Source organism: Nocardia sp. NPDC127526, assembly GCF_042672265.1.
In the GTDB taxonomy this organism is placed as follows: Bacteria; Actinomycetota; Actinomycetes; order Mycobacteriales; family Mycobacteriaceae; genus Nocardia.
Window position 1 is genome coordinate 22,392 of sequence record NZ_JBHXVO010000037.1, and the last position, 14,592, is coordinate 36,983.

The following is a 14,592-nucleotide window of genomic DNA, read 5'->3' on the forward strand; positions in this document are numbered from 1 at the left end:
TATCAGCCCTGTGCGCCGTTGATGACCGACTTGGTGATCACGCCCTCCTGGACGCCCCAGTTCTCGGCGATCTTCTTGTACTGGCCGCTGTCGATCAGGCTCTGCAGCGCCTCCTGCAGCACCGGGCCCAGCGGCGAGCCCTTCTTGACCGGCCAGCCGTAGGGCGCCGAGTCGAAGATCGCGCCGGCGGCCTCGATCTTGTCCTTGTTCTGCTTGATGGCGTACGCGGTCACCGGGGAGTCGGCGGACATGGCGTCGACCTGACCGTTCACCAGCGCGGTGGCGGCGGCGGACTGCTCGTCGTAGGCGACCTTGGTGATCTCCGGCTTACCGGCGGCGACGCACGCGGCGCTCTTGGCCGGGATCTCGTCGGTGTCCTGCACGGTGGTGCGCTGCACGGCGACCTTCTTGCCGCAGGCGTCGTCCGGGTTGACCGGCTTGCCGATCTGCGCCGCCCACTGGCTGCCCGCATTGAAGTAGGTCACGAAGTCGGCGGTCTGCTCGCGTTCCTTGTTATCGGTGAACGAGGACATGCCGAGGTTGTAGGTGCCGGTCTCGACCGCGGGAATGATCTTCTCGAAGTCGGATTCCTTGTAGTCGGCGGTCAGGCCGAGCACCGCGGCGACGGCGTTCATCAGGTCCACGTCGAAGCCGACGATCTTGCCGGTGTTCGGGTCCTTGAACTCGTTGGGGGCGTAGGGGATGTTCACGCCCACGATGAGCTTGCCGGAGGACTTGATATCGGCGGGCACCTTGGCGGCGATGGCATCGACCTTGGCCACGTCGACCTTGGCCACCTCGGGGGTGTTGGTCTCGGTGTTGCTCGTACACGCGGTCAGCGCGAGAGCGCCGCCGGCGAGCACGCAGACGGCCCGCAGGGCGCGCCCGCGGAAATCGAATCGACTAGACACAGCTGTCCTCCACAGTTCGGTTGCGCGACATCCGGGTGTCGCCCGCCGTTTGAAATGTAGGCGAGTCGAACCACCCACGGTGGTCGGTAACCGAACATTAATCGGCGACACGCTGGTCGCGTGGCCGAACACGCCCGGTCCCGGAAGTGCGCGCTCACCAGCGGTGCAGCCGGGCCCGCACCTGCTCGGTGAATTCGGTGGTAGATGCTAACCCACCCAAATCGGATGTGGCGACCCCAGCCCGCAAAGTATCCGCAACCGCGTGTTCAATGCGCTCCGCCACCCGGTGCAGCGCGCTGTGCTGATCGCGGGTCGCCAGCCAGCGCACCAGCATGACGGCGGAGAGCATGAGCGCCACCGGATTTGCGCGATTGTGCCCGGCCAGCGTGGGCGCGGCGCCGTGCACGGCCTGAGCCATGGCTTGCGTTTCCGAGGTATTCAGCGACGCCGCCATGCCCAGGGAGCCGCTCAGCTCGCCGGCCAGATCGGAAAGGATGTCGCCGAACAGGTTCTCGGTGACAATCAGGTCGTAGTCGCCCGGGGCACGGACCAGATGCGCCGCCGCGGCGTCGACGTGCTCGTCATTGACCTCGATATCCGGATATTCGGCAGCGACCTCGTAGCACACGTCGCGGAACAGGCCCATGGTCATGGGCAGCACATTGGCCTTGTGCACGATGGTGACCTTCTTGCGGCGGTGCGTGGCCACCCGGAAGGCCAGATGGGCGATGCGCTCGCACGCCTCGCGGGTGAAGACGCCGACGGCCATGGCCACATCGGGGGTCGGGCGGAACTCACCCGACCCGGCCCACATATTGCGGTCGGCGTAGAGGCCCTCGCTGTTCTCGCGCAGGATCATCAGATCCATCTCCGGGACCACCGAGCGCACGCCCTCCAGGGTGCGCGACGGGCGGAAGTTCGCGTACAGACCGAAGCGCTTGCGGATGGCCCCGGCCGGCGGCAGCCCGGTGCGGTAGCCGGCGGCGTAGGAGGCGCTGTCGTGCGGGCCCATGATCCAGGCGTCCAAACCTTCCAGCGCCGCGAGCGTCGGCTCCGGCACCGGATCGCCGTACTCTTCGATGCCGGCGTGCCCGATGAGCAGCGGGACCCAGTCCACGGGCGGCAAACCCACGGCCGCGAAGGCGTCGTCGACCACCGCTCGGGTGGCGCGCACGATTTCGGGGCCGATGCCATCACCTTCGATCACGCCCAGCCGAAGGGGAGTCTCGCTGTCGTTCATGGCAGTCATCCTCGCGCAAACACGCCGGACGGCAACACGGCGGCACACGGTCGCGCGGGTTTCGAGACCTGGGCGTAAGTTTCGGCACATCGCGGTGCGCTGGATGGAACGAGCGCGGTGCGAGAGAACACGGCCCGTCGGAAGGACTATGACGTGGTGCAATCGGTGGAGCTGGTGCTGGACGAGGCCGCGGAGGCCGAGGTGCGCCGCCAGTGGGAGCTGCTGCGAGCGGCCGGACTGCACCCGCCGGGCGCGGGGCACCGGCCGCACATCACCGTCGCGGTCGCCACCGAGATCTGGCCGCGCCTCGAAAAGACTTTGGAGCGAGAGGATTTCGAGCCGCTCGAGATCCGGCTGGGCGGGCTGCTGGTGTTCGGATCACGCTCCCCCATCCTGGTTCGCGCCGTGGTGCCGTCCGCGCCGCTGCTCGCCTTGCAGCACAGGTTCTTCCGTGTGGTCCAGGACTGCCCGGGTATCCCGGCCAATATCCGCCCGGACGCCTGGACCCCGCACATCACACTGGCCAGGCGGCTACGATCCGGCGACCTCCAGGCGGCGCTGGACGCGGTGGCTCGCGACAAGGATTTGCGGGCTACGGTTGTGGGTATCCGGCGGTGGGATGGCGATCGGCGCCAGGAGTGGCCGGTTGCTCAGGGAAGAGAACCGTAAGCCCCGGTGTTGCACCCGCCGAACCCGACAGAGAGGAAGCCATGGCCACCCAGACGCTCACCGAGCAGAACTTCGACCAGGTAGTCACCGGAAACAACATTGTTCTCGTCGATTTCTGGGCGGATTGGTGCGGACCGTGCAAGTCCTTCGCACCCACCTACGAGAAGGCGTCGGATCAGCATCAGGACGTGGTGTTCGGCAAGGTCGACACCGAGGCGGAGCAGGGACTGGCGGCCGCCGCCAATATCCGCTCCATCCCGACCATCATGGCCTTCCGCGAGGGCGTCCTGGTCTTCGCCCAGCCCGGTGCGCTGCCTCCGGCCGCCCTCGAAGACCTCGTCACCCAGGTGAAGGCCCTCGATATGGACGACGTCCGCAAGCAGCTCGCCGAGCAGCAGCCCAAGGCCTGAGCCACGTCGACACGTCGGCAGCGCACACAGCATGCGCCGCAACCCGAATGGGTTGCGGCGCATGTGTTTCAGCCCAGGGCGTTGATGCCGGCGATCATGGCGCGGACGGTGGATTCCGCTCCATCGTCGGCAATGGCGGCGCCCCAGCCGCGGCGGCCGTTGAACTCGCACTGCACGAAGGTGGCGGTGCCGTGTTCGGTGCGGCGCTGGTGGAATTGGAGGATCTCCACCGGGTAGCCCTCGTCGTAGAGGGCCGAGGTGAGCGCGGCGACCGGGCTGCCGGAGGCGGTCACCGTGCGCAGGTGACCGGCGAATTCCAGCGTCGCCGTGAATTCCGCGGCCCGGCGGTGCGTCCATTCGCCGAGCTTGATCGGGCCCGCGTGATCGCAGTACCGGTCATAGAACTCGGCGGGACTCAGGCCGGTGCTCTCGGCCCGCAGGCTCGCGGGAGCAGCGGCGATGAACGTGTGGGTATCGATGGTGATGGTCATTGACAGGTCTTCCCGACTTCTTCCCAGAAATGGCAGAGGGGACCAGCAAAAGATGTTCAAACGGCCGCAGCGAGGGGCCGGTCCGAATCAGACCCCGCTACGGCGGAGAACTACGAGTACGCGCGCCACAGCCACCGTCGCGGTGAGCGGAATAAGCGCGGCGCGGTCGCGGTCGGCGACATCGAGCGCTGCGCTGCGGCTGTAGGCGGGATTCGGCACGGCACCGAGCATAAAGTGCCGATCACGCATTGGCAACCATATTCGCAATCGACCCACGAGTAACTTCCCCGCAGGTCACCCGGCATGCACCCGAACCTTTAGCAAGATCGGATGCCACAATGAGCAAACCCGGCCGGACGCTCGATCGAACCCTCCGTGAACACTGCCCCACCCCGCCCCGGACGTTGGAGGAGATTCACGATGACCGATCCGAATATCCAGACCACCATCAACGCCCTACTCGCCTGCCACCGCACCTGCGTCCGCCAGATCACGACCTCCCTGGACGCCGGCGGCAAACACGCAGCACGCACCCACATCACCCAGCTGATGGACTGTGCCGACATCTGCCGCCTGACCGGAGACCTACTCGACCGCCAATCCCCTTGGACCGCAACCCTTTGCGAACTGGCCGCCGAAATCACCGCCCGCACCGCCGAGAATTGCGAACGCCTGGGCGAAGACGCCTGCGCCAAGTCATGCACCGCCGCATCCAACGCCTCAGCCGCCCTCACCGCCCGATTCGCCCGTTAATCCCCCACCCCACCAAGCCCCGAATCTGAAACATCATCGACCGGGCACTGGTGGCGGGGTTTACGGGCGTGTCGCCGCCATCAGTGCCCGGTCGACGTTGTTTCAGATCTTGCCCCCATCCGGATGCCCGGTTGGGGTGTTTTGGGGTTTGTTTTTGAACGCAACCACAGCCAGTCACCCCGTCCCCGAGGTGAGTTACGGCTCCCAACCGGGGAGCCGTAACTCACGTACCAGCCTGGCTGGATGACTGTGGTTACGGTCAAAGACCGAACCCGAAAGAGCAAAAGCTCGAGTGCTGGCGGAGCGAACTCGCTTGGTTAGTGGGCGGCGGCGTCCCAGCTGCGGCCTACGCCTACGGAGACCTCGAGGGGGACCGAGAGTTCGATGGCGTTGGACATGTTTTCGCGGGCGAGGGATTCCAGTTGTTCCCGCTCGCCCGGGGCTACTTCGAAGACGAGTTCGTCGTGGATTTGGAGGAGCATGCGGGATTTCAGGCCGGCCGCGTGGATGGCGCGTTGGGTGTCGATCATGGCGACCTTGATGATGTCGGCGGCCGTGCCCTGGATGGGGGCGTTGAGGGCCATGCGTTCGGCGGCTTCGCGGCGCTGGCGGTTGCTGGAATCCAGGTCGGGGAGGTAGCGGCGGCGGCCGAAGAGGGTTTCGGTGTAGCCGACCTTGCGGGCCTGTTCGACGGCGTCGTGGAGGTAGTCGCGGATGGCGCCGAAGCGGGTGAAGTAGATGTCCATTTGGACCTTCGCCTCTTCGGCGCTGATCTTCAGCTGCTGGGAGAGGCCGTAGGCGGACAAGCCGTAGGCCAGGCCGTAGGACATGGCTTTGATGCGGCGGCGCAGCTCGGGGTCGACGTCCGAGATCGGGATGTCGAAGGCCTTGGAGGCTACGAAGTTGTGCAGGTCTTCGCCGGAGTTGAAGGCTTCGATCAGGCCCTCGTCCTTGGACAGGTGGGCCATGATGCGCATTTCGATCTGGCTGTAGTCCGCGGTCATGAGGGATTCGGCGCCGGGGCCGACGACGAAGGTGTCGCGGATGCGGCGGCCGGTGTCGGTGCGGATGGGGATGTTCTGCAGGTTGGGCTCGGTCGAGGAGAGGCGGCCGGTGGCTGCGACGGTCTGGTTGAAGGTGGTGTGGATGCGGCCGTCGTCGGCGACCGACTTGAGCAGGCCGTCGACGGTGACCTTCAGGCGGGTGGCGTCGCGGTGTTCCAGCAGGTGTTGCAGGAACGGGTGCTGGGTCTTCTCGTAGAGGCCCTCGAGCGCGTCGGCGTCGGTGGTGTAGCCGGTCTTGGTGCGCTTGGTCTTCGGCATGTCGAGCTCGTCGAACAGGACGACCTGGAGCTGCTTGGGGGAACCCAGGTTGATCTGTTTGCCGATCACGCCGTAGGCGGCATTGGCGGCATCGGCTACGCGGTCGGCGAATTCGCGCTGGAGGTCCTCCAACTGCGCGGAGTCGACGGCGATGCCGGCGTGTTCGAGGTCGGCCAGCACGCTCAGCAGTGGGAGTTCCATATCGCCGAGCAGGGCGGTGGATTCGATGCGCTCAAGTTCGGCGTCGAAGGCGTTGGCCAGGTCGGAAACGGCACTGGCGCGCAGGATTCCGGCCTTGGCGACCTCTGCGTCGACCTGGTCCTCGTCATCGAGGAGGGAGAGCTGGGTTTCGGCGCCATTGTCGACGCGCAGCTCGCGGCTGAGGTAGCGCAGCGACAGGTCTTCGAGGTTGAAGGTGCGCTGGCCGGGCAGGATCAGATACGCGGCGAGGGCGGTGTCGCTGGTGAGGCCGCCGAGGGTCCAGCCGCGGCCGCGCAGGGCGTGCATGGCGGACTTGGCCTCGTGCAAGGCCTTCGGGGTGTCGGGATCGGCGAGCCAGGCGCCGAGGGCCTGCTCGTCCTCGGGCGTCAGGGCGACCACGTCGAAGTAGCCGCCTTCACCGTCGGCCGCGGCAATGGCGATGGCCTGCACGTCGCCGTGGATGGGCGAGCCATTGCCGATGACCGAAACACCGTGGCGGGCACCGGCTTTGGCGTGCTCGGCCAGCCAGTCGGCGACCGCGCCGGGCGCGATGGCGCCGCCGCTGATCTCGAAGCCGGACTCGGCCTCGGGCTCGACGGGCGCGAGGGTGTCGAACAGGCGGTCCCGCAGCACGCGGAACTCCAGCTCGTCGAACAGGCGATGAATCTTCTCCCGATCCCACGGCTGCATGGCCAGCTGCTCGGGGGTGTAGGGCAGCGGGACGGTCTTCACCATCTCGGTCAGCTGCCGGTTCAGCACCACGCTGGACAGGTTGGCGCGCAAGGCATCCCCGACCTTGCCCTTCACCTTGTCGACCTGGTCGACCAGGGTGGCGAGATCGCCGTATTCACGCACCCACTTGGCGGCGGTCTTCTCCCCCACGCCCGGAATGCCGGGCAGATTGTCGCTCGGGTCGCCGCGCAGCGCGGCGAAGTCCGGATACTGCTGTGGGGTGAGCCCGTACTTGTCCTCCACCGCGGCGGGCGTGAAGCGGGTCAGCTCGGACACGCCCTTCTTCGGGTACAGCACGGTGACGTCATCGTTCACCAACTGCAGCGAATCCCGGTCCCCCGTCACGATCAGCACCCGGAACCCCTCCGGCACCGCCTGCGTCGTCAGGGTCGCGATCACGTCGTCGGCCTCGTACCCGTCGATGGCCATGACCGGAATCCCCAGCGCCCCCAGCACCTCCTGGGTGATCTCCACCTGCCCCCGGAACTCGTCCGGCGTGGTGATCCGATTCGCCTTGTACTCCGGATAAGCCTCCGTCCGGAACGTCTTCCGGCTCACGTCGAATGCCGCCGCCACATGCGTGGGCTTCTCGTCCCGCAGCAAGTTGATCAACATGGCCGTGAACCCGTACACCGCATTGGTGGTCTGCCCACCCGCGGTCTTGAAGTTCTCCGCCGGCAACGCATAGAACGCGCGATAGGCCAGCGAATGCCCATCCAGCAACAGCAGCGTCGGCTGCTCCCCGGGGGTAGAAGCGGGCACGGCACTCGGACGCTGATCGGTAGAGGCAGAGGTCACCCGTCAGAGTCTAGGGAGCCGCACCGACATCCGCGTGCATCGGGCACACCCCGCCCGTCGCCGCAGGTCCCGCCCCTGCCGGAAAACCGATTTCACCCCGGCGTCTCGTCCTGCTAACGTGATCACGCACCGAAGGGGCGTAGCTCAACTGGCAGAGCAGCGGTCTCCAAAACCGCAGGTTGCAGGTTCAAGTCCTGTCGCCCCTGCAAAACGCATCGGGCCCGTCACCCAGATTCTGGGTGACGGGCCCGATGTCTGTTCGTCAGCCGACGCCGAGGTAGGCGGACTTGACCGCCGGGTCGTGCAGCAGCGCACGGCCTTCGCCGGTCTTGGTGACCTCGCCGGTTTCCAGGATGTAGGCGCGGTCGCTGCGGGTCAGGGCCTGCTGGGCGTTCTGCTCGACCAGCAGGACCGTGGTGCCCTGGGCGTTGATATCCGCGATGATGCGGAAGATCTGCTGGATGACCATGGGGGCCAGGCCCATTGAGGGTTCATCCAGGAGCAGCAGCTTGGGGCGGGCCATCAGGGAGCGGGCGATGGCCACCATCTGCTGTTCGCCGCCGGAGAGGGTGCCGCCCACCTGGGTGCGGCGTTCCTTGACTCGCGGGAAGAGGTCGAAGACCCAGTCGAGGGTCTTCTGGTATTCGGACTTCTCCTTGAAGGGGCGGCCGTAGTGACCCATGTCGAGGTTTTCCTGAACCGTCATGCCCGGGAAGACGCCGCGGCCTTCGGGGGCTTGGATCAGGCCCAGGCCCACTCGTTCGTGGGCTTTCATCCGGGTGATGTCGCGGCCCTCGAACAGGATGCGGCCGCCGGTCAGCGGGAGCAGACCGGACAGGGCGCGCATGGTGGTCGTCTTGCCGGCGCCGTTGGCGCCGAGCAGGGTGACGAGTTCACCGTCCGCGACCTTCAGTGAAATACCGTGCAGCGCTTGAATTCTGCCGTAGTTCACCACCATGTCCTCGACCTCGAGGAGGGGGGACTTCTCGAGGGCGGTCGGGGTCTTGTCGAGTGACGTCACTGCTGGTCACCTACTTCCTCGTCGGGCACGCCGAGATAGGCGGCGACCACCTTGGGATCCTCGCGAATGGCGGCGGGCAGGCCGTCGGCGATCTTGCGGCCGAATTCCAGCACCACGATGCGGTCGGTCACGCCCATGACCAATCGCATGTCGTGCTCGATCAGCAGGACGGTGAAACCGTCGTCGCGGATCTTGCGGATGAGATCCATGAGCGCGGACTTCTCCGACGGGTTGAAGCCGGCGGCCGGCTCGTCCAGGCAGAGCAGCTTGGGTTCCGTCGCCAGGGCGCGGGCGATCTCCAGCCGGCGCTGATCGCCGTAGGAGAGGTTGCGCGCCTTCTCCACCGCACGCGGTGCGATGCCGACGAATTCCAGTAGCGCCATGCCTCTTTCGATGGCGTCGCGCTCCTCGCGCCGATGCCGGGCGGTGCGGAAGACCGCGCCGGGCACCGAGGTCCGGTGCCGGGCATCGGTGCCGACCACCACGTTCTCCAGCGCCGTCATCTCGTTGAACAGGCGAATGTTCTGGAAGGTGCGGGCGATGCCGAGGCGGGTGATCTCATTGCGCTTGGTCTTGGTCAACGGCTTGCCGTCGAAGTAGACCGTGCCCCCGGACGGGGGATACACGCCGCTGATGGCATTGAAGCAGGTGGTCTTGCCCGCGCCGTTGGGCCCGATGAGACCGAGGATCTCGCCGCGGCGAATCTCGAAGCTCACCTGGTCGAGCGCGGTGAGACCGCCGAACTTCACCGTCAGGCCCTCGGTGCGCAGCAGCGGCGCACCCACGGCGGTTTCGATTTCCCGGTGCGGGGCAACGACTTCCGCGACCGCGGCGGCATCGCCCATACCGAGTTCGGGCAGTACCTCGCCCACATCCACGGTGCCGGCGCTGGCCTCGGTCTCCAGTTCCTGGTAGCCCGCGGCCATATCCTCGTTGTCGAACAGCGCGCCACCCGCGCCCGGCCCGGTCATCGCCGACCTCCACTCGTCTGCGCCGGGGGTTCCGGATTCCGGTGCACGGCGCGATATATCTTGAGCCCGTAGGCGAGCAACTTCTGCCGGACCGGGAACAAGCCCTGCGGGCGGAAGATCATGACGACCATGAGCGCGATACCGAAGAACAGGTACTTGTAGTCGCCCAGGGATTGGTCGGCGACCTCCACCGACATGAACCGGTTGGGCAGGTACACGATCAGGAACGCACCCACGATCACACCCAGCTTATTGCCCTGGCCGCCGATGACGACCGCGCAGAGGAACAGCATGGAGTTGATGATGTTGAAGCCGGTCGGGTTGATGAACTGCACCTGACCGGCGTACAGCGCGCCGGACAGGCCGCCGACCGCGGCGCCGATCGTGAACGCCCACAGCTTGAACTTGAAGGTCGGCACGCCCATGATCTCGGCGGCGTCCTCGTCCTCGCGGATGGCGACCCAGGCGCGGCCCACGCGGCTGCGCTCCAGATTGCCGACGACGATCAGCACGACGATCACCAGGGCCATGCCCAGCCAGTACCACCAGGTGCCGGAGTTGGCCTTGTTCAACAGATTCGAGGTATCCGGATTACCGAGATTGCCCGAGGAGAAGTAGCCGTTGGGATGGGTCTCCGACTCGCCGATGCGCGGGTAGGCGATACCCGCCAGGCCGAGGCTGCCATTGGTGATCTCGCCGAGATTGTCGGCCAGCAGCCGCACGATCTCACCGAAGCCCAGCGTCACGATGGCCAGGTAGTCCCCACGCAGCCGCAGGGTCGGCGAACCGAGGATGAGACCGGACATGGCCGTGATGGCGATCGCCAGCGGCACACAGGCCAGCCAGCCCCAGCCCTTGTTCAGCCAGCCGCCGTCGGTTTGATTCCACGGACTGTTGGGGCTGGTGAGCAAGCCGACGGTGTAGGCGCCGACGGCGTAGAAGCCGACGTAGCCGAGGTCGAGCAGACCCGCTTGGCCGACAACGACATTCAGGCCGATGGCGATGAGCGCGACCATCGCGAACTGCGCCATCACACCGCCGAAACTCGTTCCGGGGGTGTCGAGCAAGGGCGGGGGGAACAGCGGCAACAGCGCCAGCAACAGGATCGCCGGCACGCCGACGCCCCACTGCTGCGCCCGCGACAGCCCTTCCCACCAGGTGCGCAGTGCGTCGCCGAGGCCGCGCCGCTGCGGGGCATCGGTCGAATTTCCGGGTGTGCCAGGGGTTTTCGTCACGTTCGTCATACTCGCGCCTTCCCCAGACTCTCACCGAGGATGCCGGTCGGCCGGATCATCAGCACGGCCACCAGCACCACGAACGCGACCACGTCGCGCCACTGGGTGCCGAACAGGATCTGACCGTAGTTCTCCGCCAGTCCGAGCAGCAGGCCGCCCAGCAGCGCACCGCGCAGGTTGCCGATGCCGCCGAGCACGGCGGCGCTGAAAGCCTTGATGCCCAAGATGAATCCGCCGGAATAGATGATGCCGTTGGGAATCTTGAGGGTGTAGAGCAGTGCGGCGGCGCCGGCCAGCAGGCCGCCGATGAGGAAGGTCAGCATGATGACCCGCTCCCGCGAGACGCCCATCAGCGTCGCGGTATCGGGATCCTGCGCCACGGCGCGAATGCCGCGGCCGAATTTCGTTCTGTTGATGACGTATTCGGTCGCGATCGCCAAAACGATCGCCGCACCGATGATCACCAGGGTCACATTCGTCACCGAGGCGTCGAAGATCGAGAACTGCTCGGTGGGTTTCACCAGCATGATCGGCTGCTGGGCGTTGGTACCACCCAGGGACGGCCAGAACTTCGGCAGCACATAGTGCACGAATTCCTGAATCACGAACGAAGCGCCGATGGCGGTGATCAGGAAGATGAGCGGTTTCGCACCGCGTTTGCGCAACGGCCGGTAGGCCACGCGTTCCAGGCCGACCGCGGCCGCGCCCGAGACGAGCATGCCGATCAGCATGGCCACACCCAGGAATACGACCGTCAGGACGACACCTTGTGAATAAACGTTTCCGCTGGGACTGAACCCGAGCAGCATCAGGCCGACGTACTGGCCGAACATGCCCACCATGAATATTTCCGAATGGGCGAAATTGATCAAACGGAGGACACCGTAAACCAGGGTGTATCCCACCGCGACCAGTGCGTAGATCGAGCCGTAGGCCAATCCGTCAACGGTGAGTCGCCAGAATTGGTCGGCCACACCCGAGACGTTGAAATCGATGGACCCGTTCGCCAACAGGGCCACATCGACCAGTGCGGATGAAGTCATTCGTTACTCTCGCCATCGTGGAAACAGCGTGTGCCGGACGGACCGCCTCGTGAGCAGTCCATCGCAGATCCGGCACACGCTGTTTCGAATAGAAGGTGGTTACTTGACCTGGTACATCCAGATCAGAGCCTTGGCCAGCTCACCGGTGGGTCCCCACTGGTAGTGGCGGGCCAGGCCCTCGCCCGAGTAGGTACGCACGTACTCGACGACGTCGGCACGCGAGGTCTTCCCGGAGGCGATGGCCTTCAGCACGATGGTGGTGAGGTCGTAGCCCTCGACCGAGTAGGTGCCGGCCTCGAAACCGCTCGACGCCTTGTAGGCCTGGGCGAAGGAATCCGGAGCCGGGCCACACGGGCAGGACAGCAGGGCATCCTTGGACGCGTCACCGGCCTGCTTGACGAACTCGACGTCCTTGGTGCCGTCAGCGGAGATGAACTCCGCGGTCACGCCGCCCGAACGCAGCTGCTGCACCAGCGGGGCCGCCTCGGCGTAGTAGCCCGCATAGTAGATGGCGTCCGGCTTGGCGGAGTTCAGCTTGGACACGACCGCCGAGAAGTCCTTGTCGCCTTCCTTGACGTCCGCGGCACAGCTGGGATCGGCGACAGCGCCGAGGGTCTGGGTCAGGTTCGCGGCCAGACCGGTGCCGTACTCGGTGTTGTCCTTGACGACGCAGATCTTCTTGTACTTGCCGCTGGCGGCCAGGTACTTGGCCACCGCCGGGCCCTGCACCGCGTCGTGGCCGAGGCCGCGGAAGAAGGTCTTCCAGCCATTGGAGGTCAGATCCGGGTTGGTGGCCGACGGGGTGAGCGCGAGCAGGCCCGCATCGCTGAGCACCTGGCCGGTCGCCTTGGTCTCACCGGAGAAGGTCGGGCCGATCAGGCCGACGATCGACGGGTCGTTGATGATCGTCGGGATGACCTGGGTGGCCTTCTGCGGATTGCCCTCGGTGTCGAATTCCTTGAGGGTGATCTTGCAGTCGGCATTGGCCTTGTTGAACTCGTCGATGGCGAGCTTCACGCCGCGGACGATATTGAGGCCGAGGTTGGCGTTCGGGCCCGTGAGCGGGCCGGCCATGGCGATGGAGGCCGGGGCGCACTTCGCCTTGCCGTCGCCGGCCGCCTTGGCCGCCGACGACGAATCGCCCGCCGCTACTTCCTTGCCGTCCGTGTCCACCTGGACCACGGGCTGGATGGTCAGCCCGGCGCCGCCGCCGTTGCCGCCATTGCCGTTATCGGCCGACTTGTCGCTGCAGCCTGCCAGTGAGAGAGCGGCTGCCGCTCCCAGAATCACCGCATTCCGCACCATACGGCCACGCCGCAGGGTCGACGCGGAACCACGCGTCATAGAACCAAGCACGAGATTCACCTCTATGTTCTGTGCTCCCCGGCGTGCGCCGGGGCGGCCGCCTCATCTATCGGCCCGGTCAGAACATAGCCCCGCCACGTTAGCTGCGCATCACATTCGGATCATCCATGTGACATCGCAACAAACTAATGTGCCTCTCGTGTTACATCCGTGTTAACTGGCTCAGCAAAATAGGGGCAACACGAGAGGCAATAGCGAGCGAATGAGTTACTTCGGTGCGAGGTTCTCCAGGACAACCTCGGCGACCGCCTTCATCGTGGTGCGACGGTCCATGGCGGTGCGCTGGATCCATTTGAAAGCCTGCGGCTCGGATAGCCCCTGAGTCTGCATCAGCACACCCTTGGCACGCTCCACCAGCTTGCGGGTTTCCAGGCGATCCGACAGATTCGCGACTTCGCCTTCCAGCGCGGTGATCTCATGGAAGCGGCTGGCGGCCAATTCGATGGCGGGCACCAGATCCGATTTCGTGAACGGTTTCACCAGGTAGGCCATGGCGCCGGCGTCGCGCGCCCGCTCGACCAGGTCGCGCTGGCTGAAGGCGGTCAGGATGACCACCGGCGCAACGCGTTTCGACGCGATCTCCGCGGCGGCGTCGATTCCGTCGCGGCGCGGCATCTTCACGTCCATGATCACCAGATCCGGACGCAGCTCCTCGGCGAGGTCCACGGCCTGCTGCCCGTCGCCCGCCTCACCCACCACCAGGTACCCCTCTTCGGAGAGCATCTCGACGAGATCCATCCGGATGAGTGCCTCGTCTTCGGCGACCACCACCCGCTTGGGGGCGGACGCCGCAGCATCCCTCTTCGAACCGCCCCCTGCTGTCGTTCCCATAGATGAACCCCTGTCGCTTCCGATATCAACACCCGACGCACACCGGTCCGAAGCCACCCTCGACGGATCGGCACGTACCCGAGTACCCAAAGAGTACCGTTTGCCCCTCCACACAACCCATCTACCCAGCGCAAACCGACCAGTATCACAACCCCACCCCACCGATTAGTTCCCCGAGCCCGCAACCCGCTATAGTCATCCCCTGGTGCGCCGGGTTGGCGGAACTGGCAGACGCGACGGTCTCAAAAACCGTTGTCCGAAAGGACGTGTGGGTTCGAGTCCCACACTCGGCACCAAGGTAGAGGGCTGTTTCGGAAACACCGGAGCGGCCCTTTTCCCATGCGGTCCGCAATTGGTCCGCGGCAGCCTGCGCGCCCGCGTCCATCCCCGCCGCCACGGTGTCCAGGCCATCGGGGAAAAGGTGCCCATACAGGTCCAGGGTCAGCATGGCCGTCTTGCGCCCCAACATCTGTTGCACGACCTTGATGTTCGCCCCCGCACTGATGGCCAGCGGGGCAGCGGTATGCCGAAGACCGTGCGGCACAACACCTTTCAATCCAACCTCCGCCACGGCCTGGTCGAAGACCCAACGGAACTCG

Annotated in this window: 14 protein-coding genes, 2 tRNA genes and 1 pseudogene; 5 read left to right on the plus strand and 12 right to left on the minus strand. The window is 65.9% G+C overall.

The window, feature by feature from the left end; genetic code table 11:
* Positions 1-2: 2 nt before the first annotated feature.
* Positions 3-911 (minus strand): ABC transporter substrate-binding protein, encoded by a 909-nt coding sequence (locus ACFVIV_RS34960; protein ID WP_379203919.1) that lies wholly within the window; start codon positions 909-911, stop codon positions 3-5.
* Between the two features lie 154 nt (positions 912-1,065).
* Complete coding sequence (locus ACFVIV_RS34965) at positions 1,066-2,151, minus strand: isocitrate/isopropylmalate dehydrogenase family protein (protein ID WP_379203921.1); 1,086 nt, start codon at positions 2,149-2,151, stop codon at positions 1,066-1,068.
* Between the two features lie 117 nt (positions 2,152-2,268).
* On the opposite strand from ACFVIV_RS34965, the gene ACFVIV_RS34970 reads away from it, so the two are divergent.
* Positions 2,269-2,820: a 2'-5' RNA ligase family protein gene (locus ACFVIV_RS34970; RefSeq protein WP_379203922.1), complete on the plus strand. Its 552-nt coding sequence runs from the start codon at positions 2,269-2,271 to the stop codon at positions 2,818-2,820.
* A 41-nt stretch (positions 2,821-2,861) separates the two neighbouring features.
* Entirely contained in the window at positions 2,862-3,230 is a 369-nt protein-coding gene (gene trxA / locus ACFVIV_RS34975; protein ID WP_379203924.1) for a thioredoxin, read from the plus strand.
* A 68-nt stretch (positions 3,231-3,298) separates the two neighbouring features.
* Here trxA and ACFVIV_RS34980 read toward each other — a convergent pair whose 3' ends face one another.
* Entirely contained in the window at positions 3,299-3,721 is a 423-nt protein-coding gene (locus ACFVIV_RS34980; protein ID WP_379203926.1) for an alpha-isopropylmalate synthase regulatory domain-containing protein, read from the minus strand.
* 87 nt (positions 3,722-3,808) lie between these two features.
* The gene (locus tag ACFVIV_RS34985; RefSeq protein WP_281186558.1) at positions 3,809-3,940 is read right to left on the minus strand and encodes a hypothetical protein; all 132 of its coding nucleotides are present in this window, start codon (positions 3,938-3,940) and stop codon (positions 3,809-3,811) included.
* 201 nt (positions 3,941-4,141) lie between these two features.
* Between ACFVIV_RS34985 and ACFVIV_RS34990 the strand changes: the two genes are divergently transcribed.
* Complete coding sequence (locus tag ACFVIV_RS34990) at positions 4,142-4,474, plus strand: four-helix bundle copper-binding protein (protein WP_379203928.1); 333 nt, start codon at positions 4,142-4,144, stop codon at positions 4,472-4,474.
* 317 nt (positions 4,475-4,791) lie between these two features.
* On the opposite strand, the gene polA is transcribed toward ACFVIV_RS34990, so the two are convergent.
* A complete protein-coding gene (polA, locus tag ACFVIV_RS34995; RefSeq protein ID WP_379203930.1) occupies positions 4,792-7,527 on the minus strand; it encodes a DNA polymerase I in 2,736 nt (911 codons plus the stop codon).
* A gap of 133 nt (positions 7,528-7,660) precedes the next feature.
* Between polA and ACFVIV_RS35000 the strand changes: the two genes are divergently transcribed.
* Positions 7,661-7,733, plus strand: a tRNA-Trp gene (locus tag ACFVIV_RS35000).
* Between the two features lie 56 nt (positions 7,734-7,789).
* On the opposite strand, the gene ACFVIV_RS35005 is transcribed toward ACFVIV_RS35000, so the two are convergent.
* From ACFVIV_RS35005 to ACFVIV_RS35030, 6 genes are all read right to left on the minus strand, one after another.
* Positions 7,790-8,485, minus strand: a complete 696-nt coding sequence (locus ACFVIV_RS35005; protein WP_379203997.1) for an ABC transporter ATP-binding protein — start codon at positions 8,483-8,485, stop codon at positions 7,790-7,792.
* Between the two features lie 59 nt (positions 8,486-8,544).
* Positions 8,545-9,519 (minus strand): ABC transporter ATP-binding protein, encoded by a 975-nt coding sequence (locus ACFVIV_RS35010; protein ID WP_379203932.1) that lies wholly within the window; start codon positions 9,517-9,519, stop codon positions 8,545-8,547.
* A complete protein-coding gene (locus tag ACFVIV_RS35015; protein ID WP_379203933.1) occupies positions 9,516-10,763 on the minus strand; it encodes a branched-chain amino acid ABC transporter permease in 1,248 nt (415 codons plus the stop codon). Before ACFVIV_RS35015 ends, ACFVIV_RS35010 begins: the two co-directional genes overlap by 4 nt.
* Positions 10,760-11,797: a branched-chain amino acid ABC transporter permease gene (locus ACFVIV_RS35020; protein WP_379203935.1), complete on the minus strand. Its 1,038-nt coding sequence runs from the start codon at positions 11,795-11,797 to the stop codon at positions 10,760-10,762. Before ACFVIV_RS35020 ends, ACFVIV_RS35015 begins: the two co-directional genes overlap by 4 nt.
* A gap of 99 nt (positions 11,798-11,896) precedes the next feature.
* Positions 11,897-13,102 (minus strand): branched-chain amino acid ABC transporter substrate-binding protein, encoded by a 1,206-nt coding sequence (locus ACFVIV_RS35025; protein ID WP_379203999.1) that lies wholly within the window; start codon positions 13,100-13,102, stop codon positions 11,897-11,899.
* Positions 13,103-13,369: 267 nt separating this feature from the next.
* A complete protein-coding gene (locus ACFVIV_RS35030) occupies positions 13,370-13,993 on the minus strand; it encodes an ANTAR domain-containing response regulator (protein ID WP_379203937.1) in 624 nt (207 codons plus the stop codon).
* 209 nt (positions 13,994-14,202) lie between these two features.
* On the opposite strand from ACFVIV_RS35030, the gene ACFVIV_RS35035 reads away from it, so the two are divergent.
* A tRNA-Leu gene (locus ACFVIV_RS35035) sits at positions 14,203-14,289 on the plus strand.
* Between the two features lie 182 nt (positions 14,290-14,471).
* Here ACFVIV_RS35035 and ACFVIV_RS35040 read toward each other — a convergent pair.
* A pseudogene (locus ACFVIV_RS35040) lies at positions 14,472-14,564 on the minus strand (site-specific integrase); the annotation flags it as partial.
* Between the last annotated feature and the right edge of the window lie 28 nt (positions 14,565-14,592).

Bases quoted from the DNA above. Each gene is read 5' to 3' on its own strand.
- ACFVIV_RS35020 (WP_379203935.1), bottom strand. From the start codon at position 11,797: ATGACTTCATCCGCACTGGTCGATGTGGCCCTGTTGGCGAACGGGTCC.
- trxA (WP_379203924.1), top strand. From the start codon at position 2,862: ATGGCCACCCAGACGCTCACCGAGCAGAACTTCGACCAGGTAGTCACC.
- ACFVIV_RS34980 (WP_379203926.1), bottom strand. From the start codon at position 3,721: ATGACCATCACCATCGATACCCACACGTTCATCGCCGCTGCTCCCGCG.
- ACFVIV_RS35025 (WP_379203999.1), bottom strand. From the start codon at position 13,102: ATGGTGCGGAATGCGGTGATTCTGGGAGCGGCAGCCGCTCTCTCACTG.
- ACFVIV_RS35030 (WP_379203937.1), bottom strand. From the start codon at position 13,993: ATGGGAACGACAGCAGGGGGCGGTTCGAAGAGGGATGCTGCGGCGTCC.
- ACFVIV_RS34990 (WP_379203928.1), top strand. From the start codon at position 4,142: ATGACCGATCCGAATATCCAGACCACCATCAACGCCCTACTCGCCTGC.
- ACFVIV_RS34965 (WP_379203921.1), bottom strand. From the start codon at position 2,151: ATGAACGACAGCGAGACTCCCCTTCGGCTGGGCGTGATCGAAGGTGAT.
- ACFVIV_RS35005 (WP_379203997.1), bottom strand. From the start codon at position 8,485: ATGGTGGTGAACTACGGCAGAATTCAAGCGCTGCACGGTATTTCACTG.
- ACFVIV_RS35015 (WP_379203933.1), bottom strand. From the start codon at position 10,763: ATGACGAACGTGACGAAAACCCCTGGCACACCCGGAAATTCGACCGAT.
- ACFVIV_RS35010 (WP_379203932.1), bottom strand. From the start codon at position 9,519: ATGACCGGGCCGGGCGCGGGTGGCGCGCTGTTCGACAACGAGGATATG.